The sequence below is a fragment of the Marinoscillum sp. genome, assembly GCF_965229915.1.
In the GTDB taxonomy this organism is placed as follows: Bacteria; Bacteroidota; Bacteroidia; order Cytophagales; family Cyclobacteriaceae; genus Marinoscillum.
The window spans coordinates 3,131,831-3,148,544 of the sequence record NZ_CBDDJZ010000001.1; the positions used below are offsets into that span (position 1 = coordinate 3,131,831).

A 16,714-nucleotide genomic window follows, 5' to 3' on the forward strand; every position below is an offset into this window, starting at 1 on the left:
GTCATGGCTAAGGAAATAGGCTTAAGTCTAGTGTATCGTGATATGTGGCAGTCTTCTGGTAAGTACATGCCACGTGTGGATCAGCTCGTTCGTGTAGCTGAGCCAATCATCGATATGGGATGCTTCCGACGAGTGGAAACTAATGGAGGTGGTTTCGAGCAGATCAACCTGCTTTATGGTGAAAACCCCAACAACTCTGTGAGAAAATGGACCCAGCCTTTTAATGATGCAGGGATCGAGACGCATATGCTGGAGCGTGGCCTCAATGGTCTGCGGATGTATCCGGTGCCCAGAGATGTGCGTAAGCTGATGTTCAAGCTTAAGAAGAAGCAAGGAACAGATATAGCTCGCTCATTTGATGGTCTCAATGATACCCGAAACCTCAAGCTTTCTATTGAGTATGCCAAGGAGGGAGGTATGATTGCTCAGGCTGCTCTATGTATTACACATTCCAAACTCCATACGGTAGACTATTACCTGAAAATGGCCGAAACACTCATCGATATGGGTGCCGAAGAGATCTGCATCAAGGATATGGCCGGTATTGGCCGACCAGCGTCTATGGGTAAGCTGGTAGCAGGAATCAAAGCCATGAAGAAGGATATTCCGGTGACTTATCACGGACATTCTGGGCCAGGATTCTCCGTGACCTCTTCGCTGGAGGCAGCCAGAAATGGTGCTGACTTCATCGATGTAGCCATGGAGCCACTATCATACGGTACCGCTCATGCGGATTTAATTACTGTTCATGAAATGTTAAAAGATGCCGGGTTCAGTTTGCCGGATATCAACATGAAAGCCTACATGCAAGTACGTTCGCTTACACAGGAGTTCATTGATGACTTTCTCGGCTATTACATCAATCCGAAAAACCGGTTGATGAATGCGTTGCTCATCGGTCCTGGACTTCCCGGCGGTATGATGGGCAGCTTAATGGCTGATTTGGAAAACAACCTGAAGAGCCTTAATAAGTGGAAAGAAAAAAACAACCAGCCTCCAATCTCTCAAGATGATCTACTAATCAAATTATTTGATGAGGTGGAAGAGATTTGGCCACAAATGGGTTATCCTCCATTGGTTACTCCATTTAGCCAGTATGTTAAAAATGCAGCTTTGGTCAATGTGATGCAGATGGAAAAAGGCAAAGAACGCTGGTCCATGCTGGATGAAAATGCCTGGGACATGGTGCTAGGCAAGTCAGGTCGCGTGCCAGGTGAGGTGGGAGATACGTTGAAGAATCTAGCCAAAGAGCAAGGACGTGAATTCTTTGATGGGGATCCGCAAGATCTTCAGCCGGATGCGTTGGATGAATTCCGCGCCAAAATGAAGGAGAATGGATGGGATGCTGGCCAGGATGATGAGGAACTCTTCGAGTATGCCATGCATCCACAGCAGTACGAAGCCTATAAATCTGGAAAAGCGAAAGCTGATTTCGAGACGGATTTGGCGAAAAGAAAGGAACCAGAAGTGACCCCTACTCCAACTCAGAATATCCCAACTCCGCCGGTAAGTGCACAACCAAAAGACATGGACATCACCGTAAATGGTCAGGTCTATAAAGTGTCTGTGAGCTATGGAGAAGAAGGGAAAGCTGATCAGGCCCTACCCCAAGCCACTGCAGAATCTGTACCCAAACCATCCATGAATGGCAATGGCTCTGCCAAGGCAATCACAGCACCACTTGAAGGGAAAATCTACATGACCAAAGATGCTGGAGAAAAGCCCCTGAAAGTGGGAGATTTGGTGGCCAAAGGGGACATTGTCTGCTACATCGAAGCTATGAAAGTGACCAATGCGGTTAAATCTGATCAGGAAGGTACTGTGATTGATATTCTGATCAGCGAAGGCGATGATGTATTTGACGATGATGTGTTGATTAAGCTGAACTAAGTAGATGGAGTTATTTGAGAAACTGTACCGGATGACGGCCATCCAGAACATCATTGAGTCGCCTCAGATTCTGCTGATGATATTGATTGCTTTCTTCTTGCTGTATCTCGGGATCAAGAAGCAATACGAGCCACTTTTATTGGTTCCTATTGCGTTTGGGATGTTAATCGCCAATTTTCCCGGAGGTCAAATGGGTGTGGAGAAAATAGATGAAACCCTCACGCTCTATCAGATAGCCCATGAGCACGGCATCATGAACTTCGTTTATTATTCACTAATCAAAACGGGATTCCTTCCTCCTATAATCTTTCTGGGGGTTGGTGCTTTGACGGATTTCGGCCCAATGCTGAGAAATCTCCGGTTGGCGTTTTTTGGGGCGGCTGCTCAGATTGGAATATTTACGGTACTGATCTCGGCAGTAGCTTTCGGATTTAATCTGAAAGAAGCTGCATCTCTTGGAATCATCGGTGGAGCCGATGGCCCAACAGCCATTTATACGACAATTAAGCTGGCACCTCATCTGCTCGGCCCGATAGCTATTGCAGCCTATTCTTATATGGCGCTGGTACCAGTGATCATTCCTTTGGTAGTGCGATTTACAACGACCAAAAAAGAGTTGTTGATCAACATGAAGCAGCAAGACAAGCTCTTCCCGTCTAAACGACCAATCAAGAACCTTCAGACTTTGAAAATCATTTTTCCGATTGCTGTGGGGACCATTGTGGCTTTGCTCGTTCCGTCCTCTGTTCCCTTAATTGGGCTATTGATGTTCGGGAATCTGGTCAAGGAAATTGGGGCCTCTACTGGCCGCTTGCACAAAGCAGCGTCAGATACGATTCTCAATGCAGCCACGGTCTTTCTCGGGCTGGCTGTTGGTGCTACCATGACAGCCGAAGCGTTCCTAAACCTGGAGACTATCCTGATTATTCTGGGAGGTTTTATCGCTTTTGCGATCTCCATCGCTGGGGGGATTTTCGCGGTGAAGTTTTACAACCTGTTTGCCAAAAAGAAAATCAATCCGCTCATTGGGGCAACCGGACTTAGTGCTGTACCCATGGCATCACGCGTGGCAAATGATATAGCATTAAAGCACGACCCCAACAATCATTTGCTGCAATATGCTATGGCGAGCAATATTTCTGGTGTCATTGGTTCTGCGGTCGCTGCAGGAGTTTTAATTAGTTTCTTAGCAGGCTAGAAACGCGTTGGACCACATCATGTGGTCCGACGATCATTTGCTATTAGTAAAACTCATAGTTGTAATGAATGGAGTATTCTGGATCTCCATACACATTGAAGATTTCGGTGCGTTCTTTTAGTCCATTGTCGGCATAGTAGTACTTTCGGGTATTGTAGAGTTTTCCGTTGTTAAAGAATTTGGAGGCCACTAGTCTGGAATCATCGTATTCAAACTCGTAAGTGATCTTTCCATCTGAAACCTGTGTGAGCAATTCACCGGAATATTGAAACGAGTAGTCTTTACTGTTGTGTACCGATTTGGAAGGACGTGATTGCTGACCTGGTCTTAGATATTTGTTTATTTCTGAGTTGTCCTGTTCTCCATGGTGATGGTAGGATTCTACTTTGTTGTCCTCGTAAGTAAATTCCTCAATGAAACTGCTTTTTATAGTAAACAGGTTGTTGTAAGACTGATAGCTGGCGTCTACAACGATCCTTTCGGGTAGGTTGGCCCCAGCCGTGGTAATGCTTTTGCTGTATTCTGTGCCTTCATATCCCACGCTAAACTTTGGATGCCCGTTCTCGAAGGAGTGCTGATATTTAGCTGGCCAGTCGTTACCATATAATAGGTTGTATTCTGCAATGTCCAGTTCAAGTCCATCCAGAATTACAGGTACAGCATTTGCATCTGTTTGTCCCCAGAGACTGACCCGGAATGGATTTTCATAGTTGTAAGGATAGGTCATGTGCTGTATCACTTCATCTAGCGAACCATCCGGTAAGAAGCGTGCGACTGCCACGGTTTTCATGTCCTTGTTTTCCGTATCATTTTGATGACTGACAAACGTAGTGGTGATCTCTCTGATGGGTTCACCGTTATAAACTAATGTTTCTGGAAATGCAGTCGTGTTAGTGGTATCACATCCGGCTATCCAGGTTGCCAGAAGTAAGAATGGAATCAAAAAGGCCAATGATCCCCAGTATGTTTTTTGCGGATTGTGCAGTTTATCAATACGTTTTCGGGTGTGTGCAAAACTGAAGCTATTCAGCGGAAGTCGGTTCACGGTAAGATGACGACTTGCCAGTGAAAGCAACACTTGTGAATAATCCTGGGCTCCAAAGCGACCTGACATTTCCAGATCCACTTCATATTCATGGTTGAGGCGAATCTCATGACGGATGATCCAGAAAATGGGATTGTACCAAAATACACATAAGATCAGCTCTGAGACAAGTATATCCAAACTATGCCATTTACGCGCATGGACTTGCTCATGAGCGATGATCACTTCCGCGGGTTCGGAGTTTTGATATTTTGAAGAGATGAATATCCTATTAAAAAAAGACGCCCCAATGATTTTTTCCGAAGTGAGGAAGTGAATTCCAGAAACGTGATCGAAGCTCGCCTGACGGTTCAACCGAATAACCGAGCGCAAGGCTGACAGGAAGCGGATCAAGAGTAACACGGAGATCATCAGATACAGCATCCACCAGTTTATTTGGAAATCATTGGTGCTGTTTGGAGTTACTGCCCTGGTGTTGGTAATCTCTCTCGCATCCTCACTTGTTTGGGAGGAAGCCGCATTCACAGCAGGTTCTCTTTTCTCCACGGATGGTTCTTGTTGGTCGAGGACATGGGTAATTTTATGCGGAGTAGGGATCCACCTGGCAGCTGTATTTACCTGATAGTTCATTAGAGACAGTAGAGCTGGAGATAGGAGGCATAGAAGCAATACCATTCGTCTTATGGATGGTTGGAGCGTCTTCTGAATCAGGAGGTATCCAAGGTAAAGTACACCCGAGGACAGCCCAACTTCTAGTAAATAAGGTGTGAGTTTATCCATTGTCTTTGCTGTTAATCATTTCTTTTAGTTCGGCTATTTCATCAGGGGATAAATCGTCATTTTTAATCATGAAGGACATCACTTGGGTAAACGAGCCGTCAAAATAGTCCTTCACCATGGAGGACATGAGGTGGCGACTGTATTCCAGCCTGGAAATAGCAGGGAAGTACTCGTGCGTTTTGCCATAGGCTTTGTGAGTCACCATTCCCTTGCCTTCCAATATCCTGACAATTGATGACACGGTGTTGTAAGGAGGTTTGGGTTCGGGAAGCTCGCGAATGATATCCTTTACAAATGCCTGCTTTAGCTTCCAGAGCTGCTGCATGATGGGTTCTTCTGCCTTGGTGAGTTTTTCCATTCGTTAAATGTATAACGGAAAAATCAGTTATACAACTAAAATTTTAGTTATTGTACGCAGAATCTCAGAATTGTAGTCTCATACCCAGTGAAAGGGAAGTGGTTCGTGGGTTGATGGTAGATTCATTCCATGAAAGTCCAAACTCTTGATTCGAATAATCATCAATGCGCATGGAAGTGAACCAGGAGTTTTGGAAGCGAAGACAAAAGGAAAAACTCTTAGACACGTAATGATCGATAGAGCCAATCACGCCTAACCCAAAAAGAGATTGCTTACTGTTGCGCTCCTCATAGCTTCCGTTCATGTCATCACCAGCATAAATATAGGTATACAAATCTGGTGTCATTTGCGAAATAGCCACACCTGCGTTGAATTGCCAGTTGTCACTGACGCCATGGAGATACGGACTAAACCTTCTGAGTAAATAGACACTATGCATTACAAACTCATAGTTATAGTTCACAGAATGAGAGACATTGGTGTCATAATAGGCTAGGCTGGACCCGCCGTAAAATGAACTAGTGAGTTGATATCCTACTTCCCAGTGACTGTTGGGGCTATAGCCAACACCAAAGGATGATTCTATCTGACCTCTTCTATCCTGACTTACCTCTGGAAACTGACTCTGGTAATTTTCAATTATTTGATCACCAATGGAAGTCCACCAGATGCCCGGTTCGAATGGTTGAAGGTAAAATCGAGGACTATATCCCAGTTGCCTGGAAGGCTTTTCCAGATCTTTTGAAAATGATAATCTATGAAGCCGAGCGATTCCTTTCTCAGTAATTCGAATACTATCCGACTGAACGAAGAACTTGTTGAATCTTGTCTTTCGAAGTTTCAGGATATTGGTCGGGCTGGTGGTGTCAATGTACAGGCTTGGAGTCATCGCTACCAGTCCGGTAAGCAGACTGGTAGGGGCTACTATGAGAAAATTGCCAAGTACAAAGAAAAACCAGGGGCCAAAATAGCTGTCATTTTCACCTAAGGTGGTGAATACAATCAGTGTTTCGCTGAAGACAAATCCTTTGATCAGTCCGGTGAGAAAAGACGATTTCTGTAGAAGGACAATTCGATTGATTGCCTCATAGGAAAGGGTAGAATCGTATCCGTTTTCTGGAAAGAACAAGGTGACTGAGTCTTCAGTAATGTCAGCGAGGTATCCTCTTAATTGCTCTTGATCATTTGTTTCAAGCAGGACTTTGATCGCTTTTCTATCTGGCATTAATTGGCAGAAAACGCTATGATGTAGTAAAGACACAGCCAGAAAGACAAGTAGGCGAGCTTTCATAATGAAGTAGGAGTTGAAAAAATCTTAAAAAAGATAACTATTATTTCAATCTTTAGTATTATTGCTTGTACATACAAATATAATGACTGACGATAGATCTTACTTTTGTGATTGTTTATATTTCTCTGCTAATTCCTTGGCAAGAAACCTCACCCGAATAGCAGAGGAGGCTTTTGCTAAGACAGGGCTTGCGCCATCTCATGCGTTTGCACTGATGTCGATTAATAGAAACCCGGGTACCAATCCATCTGATGTGGCGAAGGAGATGCACATGACCCCTTCCACGATAACTCGGTTTTTAGATAAACTGGAAGTCAAAGGGTTGATCTCCCGGAGATCTGAGGGTAAAAGTTCCTCCCTCTGGCCAACTGAAAGTGGTAAGGAAATGCAACCTGATTTGGAGCAATCATGGAATGAACTATTGAATAGTTACAATGAAAAGATAGGTAAGGAAGCTGCAGCCGGCCTGGCCAGAGTGGCGTATGATGCGAGTGAAATCTTAAAGGAATAATATTTTGGAATAACAATTAGTTGTACAAGCAAATATGAAAAAGATAGGAATTATTGGATCAGGCATGGTTGGGAAGGCCCTGGCTGACGGATTTTTAAAGGAAGGATATGCCGTGAAGATCGGAACGAGAGACTTAAGCAAACTTGCTGACTGGAACGCTCAGTCAGGGGAAAGTGGATCTGTCGGATCATTTGCCGAAGCGGCGACATTTGGTGAGCTAGTTGTGTTGGCCGTTAAAGGAGCTCATGTTGTAAAAGTTTTGACAAGTCTGGATGAGGTTAGCCTCAAAGGGAAAGCGATTATCGATGCGACGAACCCAATAGATGACCAAGCCGGTCCGGAAAATGGAGTGCTCCAATTTTTTACCGGCCCTAACGAATCCCTAATGGAGCAACTTCAGTCATCATTTCCTGAGGCACACTTTGTCAAAGCATTCAATTCGATTGGCTCTGCTCATATGGTTCATCCAAATTTTGTCTCGAAGCCTACCATGTTTATCGCAGGTAATCATTTATCAGCCAAAGAAGAGGTCACTGAAATCCTGGAACAATTCGGATGGGAGGTAGCGGATATGGGAGCGGCTACTGCTGCACGAGCTATCGAGCCTTTGAGCATGTTGTGGTGTATTCCAGGCTTCACTCAGAATCAATGGTCTCATGCATTTAAGTTGTTGAAATAAACAATCTGGAGGTGAATAGTCTTGTATTAAGGCTATTCACTTAATTTTTTTAAACTATGGAAAAAGTCATCGCTATAGCCGGAATGGGCGGTGGGATCAGTTATGCAGTTGCTCTGAGGTTTGGTAGAGCCGGATATCAAGTTGCCATGATTGCTCGCAATGAAGAAAAACTCAAAATCTTTAAGGACATGCTCTTCAAGGATGGCATTCCCAGTGAATACTATGTCGCGGATGTATCTGTCCAAAGCCAGCTGACGAAGGCATTTCGAAAATTGAAAGAAGAACTAGGGGATCCAGAGGTATTGCATTACAATGCGGCAAGGATTAAGGACAAACACATACTTCGAGAGAGTATTGCTTCCATTGCTTCTGACATCAAAACGAATGTGGGAGGGGCACTGCACAGTGTGAAGCAAGTAGTGCGAGCGATGAAGAAATCGAAGAAAGGAACCATATTGTTTACAGGAGGTGGACTAGCATTGGAGCCACATCCCAATTATGGATCACTCTCCATAGGTAAAGCTGCCATTTTGAATCTCGCTAAGCAGCTGGGATCTGAACTGTCATATGCTCATATCAAGGTTGGTACCGTAGTGGTCAAAGGATACGTGCAGGCTAAAGACCCTAAGTACAACCCCACCATGATTGCTGAGGAGTTTTGGAAGATTCACAAAGAAGAGTCTAAAGCATTTCACTTAGTTGAATATTAAACCTGACCAATTTTTGTCTAAAGACTTTCGCTAAATTAGCCAAATGAACATCTGGATCAAACGCACATCGATTGGATTGGCTGTAGTGCTTGTCCTCATTCAGTTTTGGCCTACCGACAGACCCGAAACAATAGTAGATAACCCCAATGACATTCATCAGGAGATGGTCATTAATGCGGAAGTCAGTGACCTCCTTAAGGCAGCGTGCTACGATTGCCATTCTACAGAGGTGATCTATCCATGGTATGCCAGCGTAGCTCCTGTTTCATTCTGGATCAATGAGCACATAGCCGATGGTAGTCGCCACTTAAACTTTTCTGAGTGGGCGACTTATTCGCCTAAAAGAAAGCATCACAAGCTGGAAGAAATTTATGAAGAAGTAGAGGAGGGTGAAATGCCATTGGATTCCTACACCTGGATACACAGTGAAGCTCGTCTGACACAAGAGCAAGTTGACCTGTTAGTCAACTGGGCGAAATCAGAGATGCAGAAAATCAATGTAGAGGAAGAAGGCAGTTAAGTTCTTTTCCTCCGCACCATCATGGCTGGAAGCACTATTAGTACCAGTAACGTAGAAAATGCCAGTCCTCCGATCATTCCTATCGCCAGCGAGAACCAAAAGACCTCCTGATCTCCATTGATTAGGAACGGAATCAATCCAACACAAGTGGAAACTACCGTAAGCGTAATCGGCCAGGCTTTCTGAAATACCGCTTTGGTTACGTTTCTGGATTGGATGCGACCTTTTTGCTGGTTGTAGTCACTGAATATGAAAATGGCCGCATTAACGACCAGGCCACCGAGCATGAGAAATGCCGCATAACCTCCCTGATCAAAGTAAAAGCCTCCCCACGCAAAAATCAGGAAGAGTCCAATAAAGGAAAGTGGAATGATGAATACGATCAGTAGCGGCTTTTTAAAATCTTCGAAGAAGACCACACAGATCAAGTAAATAGCGATAATGAGCACAATGATGAGTGAGTATTGTCTTTTTTCTTTCTCACCAAACCAGCTGTATCGAGAGGATTCCATACTAAATCCCGGTGGCAGAATTGGCTTCATTTCTTCCATTACCTCTTCCAAATACTTCTGACCAAATCGATGACTTCCAAAATAGTCAAAGCCAACCATTCGCAGGTACTGACGATCTTGTTTGTGGATCTGCGGATTGCCCGTTTCTTCTTTTAGATGACCAATCAGTCCGAGTTTTACCTCATCAAAGTTGTAGTTGAGCAACTTGTAGGGACTGAATGTGGAGGCTCTCTCTGGATCTAAATAGACAGGCACGCGCTCATTGTTTAAAGAGGCGTAACCAGCCGGAGCGGACCGGTAAGACTGGTTGGCTGCAGACTGGAAGGCACGGTGAATAGCAGCTGTAGGGATGGCGTTCCACTGATCCTGATATTGAAACCGCAGTTCTTTTAAGTCTTTGGAGTTCCAGCTCAGGTGTTCGTTGATATTAACCTCCTGGATGCGTTTGTGCTTTAGGAGCTTCTCTGCAAAAACTCCGGCCATTTCTTCCAATTTGTCAAACTGATAGCCTTTCATCTGAACCCGAAAGCTGGGCAGCTGCTCACCGGATTGGTTACTAAAGCCTCGCCCCACACCATAGATACTCCAGTCCACACCACCCCAATCTAGTGCTTTGGATGTAAGACGGTTTTTCAGCACATAGGGCAGGCCACCTTTTTCTTCTTTCTCTTCAAACTCAATAATGATTTGTCCACTAGTACCCGAGTACACATAGGATAAGAACACGTCCAGACCAGAAACAGTAGCCAGGTACTTTTCTACCTTTTGTAGGGTAAAATCCATTTGCTCGATGCTATGGCCATAGGGCAATGAAGCTCGTACGTACAATCGCGTTTTTCCTGGTTCCCGAAAGCCACCACCTTCGAACACATTTCGGTAAAACAGGCGACTGGCTCCTCCCAATACGCGATCTACATAGGGTCGAATTTCCTCCTGATAGTAGTCATTGCCATAGGTATCATTGTACCACTCCTGTCCTTCGATTTTTGTCGGGAGCAGATAAACCGGTAGGCCAAACGCCAAAGTCAATGCAGTGATTAGCCAACCTCTTTTAGACGCCAGCCAGATGACTAACCGATCGTAGAACTGGTAGACTTTTATGGTTCGCTTTGATTTCCCACTGGATGATTTCGATACTCTGGCACCCACCAGTTCCAGCAGAGAAGGAGTAAACAGCCAGGCCACCAGGAGGCTGCAGCTCAGAGATAAGATGACAATGAGTGCAAAATCTGAGAGGTTTTGCCGATCCTCTGCAGGAAGGAAAAAGACCACAGCCAGGGCTGCTACTGTAGTGAGGGAAGCGGCCAAAAGTCCTGTCAATATTTGCTTGTTGCGGTACTTGGTTAGGTGGTCCAGCATCACGATGGCATTGTCAATAAGCAATCCAAACGATACGGTAAGTCCCGCTATGGTATACAGGTGTATTTCCAGGCCCCAGAGATACGAAAGCAAAAGCACCAGCCCTACATTGATGAGAATCCCAGAAAACAGAATAACCAGTTGCTTCCATCGAAGTGTAAATAGTAAAATGAATCCGCAGAGGATGATGATGGAAAAAATGGTCCGGTAAGAAGCTTTATGAAGTTCCTCCTTTAAAAATGTGGTGTCATCGTAGCGTTTTCTGACGTTTATTGAAGAGGGTAGCTGCGGCGAAATGGATGCCACGACTTGCTCCGCCTCTTCTGCCACTTCAATTCGGTTGACCGCTTCGGCAGCCATGATCGAAAGTAGGATGGCTTTTTTTCCGTTGATTCGGTGAATGCGCTCATCTTCGCGATCCTGCATGATGATCTGACAGATATCACCAAGCTGCAGTTCTTTGCCGATTGGAATGGATTGGAGTTCATTTAGCTTTTTCTCAGCTCCGATCAGCACCGGGAGCTCCAACTGCCCATCGCGTATGGAATATTGGAAGGCCAATGAAGTCTGACTTTGCAATGCCTGTACGATTTCTCTGGGAGCAATACCCAAGCGATCCAGCTGATCTTGACGGTAATTGACGACCAGAGTCTTGGTGGAGGTACCTGAGAGGTCTACTTGTTGTACGCCTTTTACGGTAGATAGCCTGGCGATCATTTGCTGATCAATGACCTGCTGAATGTCTGAAGTAGCCATGTCGGCGTAGATTGCATAAATCAGCAAAGGGGAGTCATTTTCGTCCTCATCAGTTTGCAGACTTACCTGGGGAAAACCCACTTCTGGCGGCAGTTCCTTTTGAATTCCCCGAAGCAGTGAGATGATCTCTATTTTTTTAAAGGCCAAATCTTCATTGGCATCAAAGGTCAAAGTGAGGTATCCAGAACCATATCCGCTGCGTGAGTATAGTTTTTGAATACCATCAATCTGGCTGAGCTCATTTTCCAGGATGGAGGTGATTTTTTGTTCGATGATAAGCGGAGACGCACCATACATCTGGTAGGAGATCGTGAATGCAGAACTGATGGGTGCTGGCGTGTAATGCAGGCTTAGTTTGGGGGCTAGCAGCACACCCAAAAGCGCTAAAATGGTAAATACCAATACCGTGCGGAATGCAGACATGGCGGAAAGATAACTGGAAGGGAGAAATCAAACCATTACTTGTAGAATAAATAGCAAGAAAGTTGAAAGTATGTTAGTTTGCTAATTGTTCGAGCTAATTGTGTTATGCTGATAATGAGACCTATTCTCTCTTCAATCCTCCCTTGTTTGACCTTGGTATTACTGATGGCTGTCTTCACTGAATGCAATCATAAAACAAGTGTTGATTATGGACAGCTCGACACCATCCAGGTCAAGGCTGAGAAAGTACTGGAGGTGGACAGTGTCTCGCTCAATCATTTGGTTTACCCTCAGATTTTGGAGCGCGATGGAAAAACCTTGGTGACTTCCATAAACGTCGTAGACAACTCGGTTAAGATTTATAATTTGGCTACTGGCCAACTTGACCGGACGTATTTGTTTGCCAAAGAAGGACCTAACAAAGTTGGTGCGGTCCTATCAGTTAGTTTTCCGAATTCGGATGCTATCTTTTATCTGGATCAATCCTCCACTTTGTATGTGCTGGATGATTCCCTGAAATTCTTATCAAGACATTCTTTCAAGCAGGCAGAGCAGAAGGGATTACCACTATTTTATGCCAATCACATTCCTCTGATTCATAAATCCGGGGATAAGTTAGTAGCAGTTAATTATTACACCAATAGGACAGACAGGATGCTCCTTTTGGAGGTGGATCTGTCAACTGATAGTTTACGTTATTTCAATCCCATTCCGCCAGAAGTCGTCGAAGGATACTATGGCATGGCCGATTTTACTTATTGGAATTATGTTTATAACCCAAATAGTAAAAGCTATGCTTTCAGTTTTCCAGCGTCGGACTCTCTTTATATGTATGATGCTGATCTCAACTTTACGCACAAGGTGTCGGCAAGAAGTACTTTAAAAACGGATGAAGTAGCACCGCCCTTGCCTACAGTGAAATCTGATGATCTTGGAGAACTCCGAAAGTTCAGTCAGGAAGAAGTCATGTCACGTATTAAGCAGTCATGGGCTTATCATGATTTGATCTATAATCCCAAAAAAGGCCACTACTATCGATTTGTTGGTCTACCGATCAGTGAAATGGATATCGAAGATGGGGACCCGATACGAAGTGAGGTTCGACAATTTACCCTTTTGGTCATGAACGAAGATTTCGAGACCCTCAATGAATACCTACTTCCATACAACAAATACCTGATCGAAAAAGACTGTTTTTTTATTCATAGCGGTGACCTCTACCTGCAGCGACACGAGGAGGATGAAGACCGTATTTATTTGGATGTGTTGGATTTGTGATTAGTGGGTGGTAAAAACTCGCCGTATGCTTATTTTGAATGTAATGATAGAAACCCTTGATTGATAAGATTTGCGTCATTAATTTAATAGGTCAAACCAAACGGTGGATTCACGAATCTGCCACGAAAGTCTGAATGATTAACACCCTACTTTTACGTCGTTTAAGTCTACTAACCTTGTTGATGAACTTGATTGGTTCTTGCACGAATCAGCCTGCCAGGGAAATCACTTTTGACTCTTTCACGGAGAAAATTGAAGATCTGGAGCTGAGATCCCGGCATGACTTACAGCGTTTTATGTCTCTTCCTGCGATGCATTTGGTAGGGGACTACTTGGTCTTTTATGATGTCCATTTGCAAAATGAGGAGTTAATTGATGTTTACAGTAAGGATAGTTTCGAATATCTGGGCTCTTTGGTCACGCGTGGAGGATCTGAAACGGAGATAACCAGCCCAGGTTTCCTAACAGTAGCTCTCGACAACCACTCCATATGGGTGACGGATAATGGCAAAAGCCAGATGGTTCGCTATGACCTGAGTTTGGTCAATCGTGATTCGGTTATTCATTGGTCTGAGGTTATTTCCTACCCTCCAGATACACCAATTCTCATGGGTTTTGCGCCAACTAACAATGGTCAATTCATAGGGCAGACCTTCGCTGATACGGATAGTTTACTGATGCAATTTGACTCTGATAGCAAACGGTATGTGGCATCTGGTTATCCATCTGATGATGCTTTGGTGGTAGGGGATGCCTTTTCACAATTTGCCAATGTTTTTTGTTATTTACCAAATGGGAACATTGCGCTTGCATATCGTCATTATGATGCATTGCAAATCCTCAATACTGAAGGCCTCAAACTGAGGACAGTTATCGGACCAGATAAACTAAAGATAACCGGTCCCAGAGACAAAAAAGCCGCATACCGCCATACCAAGGCCACTGAGAACTACCTATATGCAGAGTACGTAGGTGATGAGGTCATTAATCCTGAAACCAACTCGATGAATCAGGCCAGGTCATTGTTTATTTTCGATTTGGATGGAAACCCTGTTGCTGAGATAGACCTGGGACTAACCATCGCTAATTTTGCCGTAGATCCGGAAACAGAATCCCTTTGGATTTACACCAATGATACAGAGAATGAACCCTTGTTAAGATATAAATGGAATGAAAACAATTTATGATTAAACCCACTGCCACCTATTTTCTCACATTCGTTGTTAGTCTATGCGCCTATGGACAACAACCAGTCAAAGAGGTAGCTCCGTTTGACTGGCATGCTTTTGACCAGAAGGGAGGTAGTGATTTTTATGACTTTCAGTTTGTCACCTATCAAGAGTTACAAGAGGGTCCATTCACCGCTCGTGTGGAGCCCGGAGTTCATAAGCTGGTTTTTAATGAAGGTGTCCCTTTAGAGAGCCTTTCGGTAAAAGGTCCAGACGGGGAAGATGTTCCGCTCAGCTATACCAAGGATTCGGTCACCTTTCGGTTGGAACACGGTGGATACATTGATCTGGTCCTCGAAGCTGAAGAACTTCAACTCGGAAATACAGAGCTAGTGGCGATGTTGTATTTTGCCTACGACCAGCATTGGTCCAAAGAATACGACGGGTTGGATGCCAAAAACTTAGACGGATCACCCTTTGAATTCAAGCATTCTAAAGGATTAACCCTTTATGTTCAGTATATGGCACCACATGAGCTGCCTGACAGTAGTCCCTCTAAATTTCAAGAGCTTAAAGACTTATATGGAGATCAGCTGGATATTGTGTTGATCACTAATAATTTGGGGTATTTTGGTAAGCAGACACGGGTGACTGCCTGGGACAAGAAGTATCCACAGTTGAGCTTCGTTTTGGATCCAAATTTCAGGATGCGGTATCAATACAAAAAGTATCTGATGTCCAGCTTCAGTTTCCTCACAGATGGAGAGCAAGTGCTCTATTGGCGCCTGGGAGACTGCTATGATCCTCATGCGATTTTCGAACCTAAAATCAAAGCGTACTTGAGGAAGTGAAATGATTCAGAATAATTGGTTTGTGAGGTCTTATTTGCCATAGACCTTGGGAAGGTGGCCCTGAGAATATCAGAAGTGACTACCCGTCCAGGCATCATAGTCTGCCTAGAAATAGTATGCCAATCACTTTAAACAATATTTCTTCCAATTGATACGTATTCCTTAAGACCAACCTTAGTTCTCTTTTCTACAAAGCCACCTACACTATGAATATGAAATCTGTTTATTGTTTCGTCTTAGGACTTAGTTTTCTGATTGTGTCATGTACTGAGCCAACCCAGGAAAATGCATCAAAGGAACAGGGAATTGCTTTTGAGAGTATTCAAAAGTTTTCCCAATACGACTCGTTGGTTATAGATAAAGCCGAGAGACTAAGATTCGTTGGACAGATGGCCGAAGACTTGGTGTTCCAAACTGATCTTGGAGACTTTGTCATTACTTCTCCAAAAGGTGAACTAATCCGAGAACTTACACTCACTGGTGAAGTCATGGATCGCGTAGGTAAATCTGTTTATCAGTCTGCGATACATCAAGACAAGCTAGTCATACTGAGTAGCAGAGGCATTTCGTTTTATTCTTCAGAAGGTGAACTGCTGCACAGGATTCATCAGAAATTTCCATTCAAGTCGGCAAGGAAGACCTTGTATGTCGATATCATCAACAAAGACTCCATTTTCATCATGGATCCTCAAAAGCCATTTTTTGATTTCACGGCGAATAATCCGGGGGATCCAAGTTCTCTTGAAAAGTATTATCGAAGTTACCACGCTGGTATGATCTACCGTACTTCTCAACCGTCACTGGACTCGAGTGAGCTGGTCATGAATTTTCCACTCGAATCCATTTTTGCTGAATACCAATACCATTATCCTGACTATGGCAGCTTCTACATGTATGATCCGAACACCTCAATCCTTTATTTTATGCACAGTCCTGATTTGATGTTGCACTCATTGAATATCCAAAATGAAACCGCTACATCAATAAAGTTGGAGTTGCCTGATTTTAATATTGAGTTTAAAACCAATCTATCAGAAGGCATGCCGGGTGGTCAAGTTTTACAAAAGGCCAGGATACTTAATGCTTCAATTACAGCATTGACTAGCAAGGATGATAAAATTTACGTGCAATATCGTTTGGGTTTACCGGAGCAATCACTCTTTGAGACCAAAGCTGAGAGAGTGAATCGAAGGGAATATCGATTAGCCGTATTTAATAAAGAAAATAGGACTAGCAAGGTTTATAAGCTTCCGAATAGTTTCGAGACTTTTCAAGGTGTAGATCATCAGGGCCGACTATTGTTTAAGTCCAAAATGGAGCATCCTGATTCCGAAGTGTTTTATGTAGTGGATTCGGATAAGCTGTCAGAATAGATCTAAGGTTT

General features: G+C 43.9%; 14 protein-coding genes. 10 read left to right on the top strand and 4 right to left on the bottom strand.

The features are described 5' to 3' along the window. Positions 1–3 precede the first annotated feature (3 nt). Together ACO067_RS13540 and ACO067_RS13545 are read left to right on the top strand one after the other, a co-directional pair. A complete protein-coding gene (locus tag ACO067_RS13540; RefSeq protein WP_421874890.1) occupies positions 4–1,890 on the top strand; it encodes a biotin/lipoyl-containing protein in 1,887 nt (628 codons plus the stop codon). Between the two features lie 4 nt (positions 1,891–1,894). Further along, a complete protein-coding gene (locus ACO067_RS13545; RefSeq protein WP_421874892.1) occupies positions 1,895–3,088 on the top strand; it encodes a sodium ion-translocating decarboxylase subunit beta in 1,194 nt (397 codons plus the stop codon). 43 nt (positions 3,089–3,131) lie between these two features. Here the strand turns inward: ACO067_RS13545 and ACO067_RS13550 are convergent, their stop codons facing one another. The 3 genes from ACO067_RS13550 to ACO067_RS13560 all read right to left on the bottom strand — a co-directional run bounded on the left by ACO067_RS13550 (position 3,132) and on the right by ACO067_RS13560 (position 6,562). Next, positions 3,132–4,913, bottom strand: coding sequence for a M56 family metallopeptidase (locus ACO067_RS13550; RefSeq protein WP_421874893.1), 1,782 nt, complete (start codon positions 4,911–4,913; stop codon positions 3,132–3,134). Further along, positions 4,906–5,271: a BlaI/MecI/CopY family transcriptional regulator gene (locus ACO067_RS13555; protein WP_421874894.1), complete on the bottom strand. Its 366-nt coding sequence runs from the start codon at positions 5,269–5,271 to the stop codon at positions 4,906–4,908. The genes ACO067_RS13550 and ACO067_RS13555 overlap by 8 nt, the downstream gene beginning before the upstream one ends. Positions 5,272–5,335: 64 nt before the next feature. Continuing rightward, the gene (locus tag ACO067_RS13560; RefSeq protein ID WP_421874895.1) at positions 5,336–6,562 is read right to left on the bottom strand and encodes a hypothetical protein; all 1,227 of its coding nucleotides are present in this window, start codon (positions 6,560–6,562) and stop codon (positions 5,336–5,338) included. 136 nt (positions 6,563–6,698) lie between these two features. Here ACO067_RS13560 and ACO067_RS13565 point away from each other — a divergent pair, with 136 nt between their 5' ends. The 4 genes from ACO067_RS13565 to ACO067_RS13580 are packed head-to-tail and all read left to right on the top strand — an operon-like array spanning position 6,699 to position 8,982. Next, positions 6,699–7,073, top strand: a complete 375-nt coding sequence (locus tag ACO067_RS13565) for a MarR family winged helix-turn-helix transcriptional regulator (RefSeq protein WP_421874896.1) — start codon at positions 6,699–6,701, stop codon at positions 7,071–7,073. A gap of 34 nt (positions 7,074–7,107) precedes the next feature. Beyond that, positions 7,108–7,752 carry an NADPH-dependent F420 reductase gene (locus tag ACO067_RS13570; RefSeq protein ID WP_421874897.1) on the top strand — a complete coding sequence of 215 codons (645 nt, stop codon included), beginning with the start codon at positions 7,108–7,110 and terminating at the stop codon, positions 7,750–7,752. Between the two features lie 56 nt (positions 7,753–7,808). Then, positions 7,809–8,462, top strand: a complete 654-nt coding sequence (locus ACO067_RS13575) for an SDR family NAD(P)-dependent oxidoreductase (RefSeq protein ID WP_421874898.1) — start codon at positions 7,809–7,811, stop codon at positions 8,460–8,462. A 43-nt stretch (positions 8,463–8,505) separates the two neighbouring features. After that, positions 8,506–8,982, top strand: coding sequence for a heme-binding domain-containing protein (locus ACO067_RS13580; RefSeq protein ID WP_421874899.1), 477 nt, complete (start codon positions 8,506–8,508; stop codon positions 8,980–8,982). Here the strand turns inward: ACO067_RS13580 and ACO067_RS13585 are convergent. Continuing rightward, a complete protein-coding gene (locus tag ACO067_RS13585) occupies positions 8,979–12,032 on the bottom strand; it encodes an efflux RND transporter permease subunit (protein ID WP_421874900.1) in 3,054 nt (1,017 codons plus the stop codon). The two genes, ACO067_RS13580 and ACO067_RS13585, sit on opposite strands and share 4 nt — an antisense overlap. Before the next feature lie 147 nt (positions 12,033–12,179). Between ACO067_RS13585 and ACO067_RS13590 the strand changes: the two genes are divergently transcribed. The 4 genes from ACO067_RS13590 to ACO067_RS13605 all read left to right on the top strand — a co-directional run bounded on the left by ACO067_RS13590 (position 12,180) and on the right by ACO067_RS13605 (position 16,703). Beyond that, positions 12,180–13,310, top strand: a complete 1,131-nt coding sequence (locus ACO067_RS13590; protein ID WP_421874901.1) for a DUF4221 family protein — start codon at positions 12,180–12,182, stop codon at positions 13,308–13,310. 182 nt (positions 13,311–13,492) lie between these two features. Further along, entirely contained in the window at positions 13,493–14,497 is a 1,005-nt protein-coding gene (locus ACO067_RS13595) for a BF3164 family lipoprotein (protein ID WP_421874902.1), read from the top strand. After that, positions 14,494–15,330, top strand: coding sequence for a hypothetical protein (locus ACO067_RS13600; RefSeq protein ID WP_421874903.1), 837 nt, complete (start codon positions 14,494–14,496; stop codon positions 15,328–15,330). Before ACO067_RS13595 ends, ACO067_RS13600 begins: the two co-directional genes overlap by 4 nt. 206 nt (positions 15,331–15,536) lie before the next feature. Beyond that, entirely contained in the window at positions 15,537–16,703 is a 1,167-nt protein-coding gene (locus tag ACO067_RS13605; protein ID WP_421874904.1) for a hypothetical protein, read from the top strand. Positions 16,704–16,714: the final 11 nt, after the last annotated feature.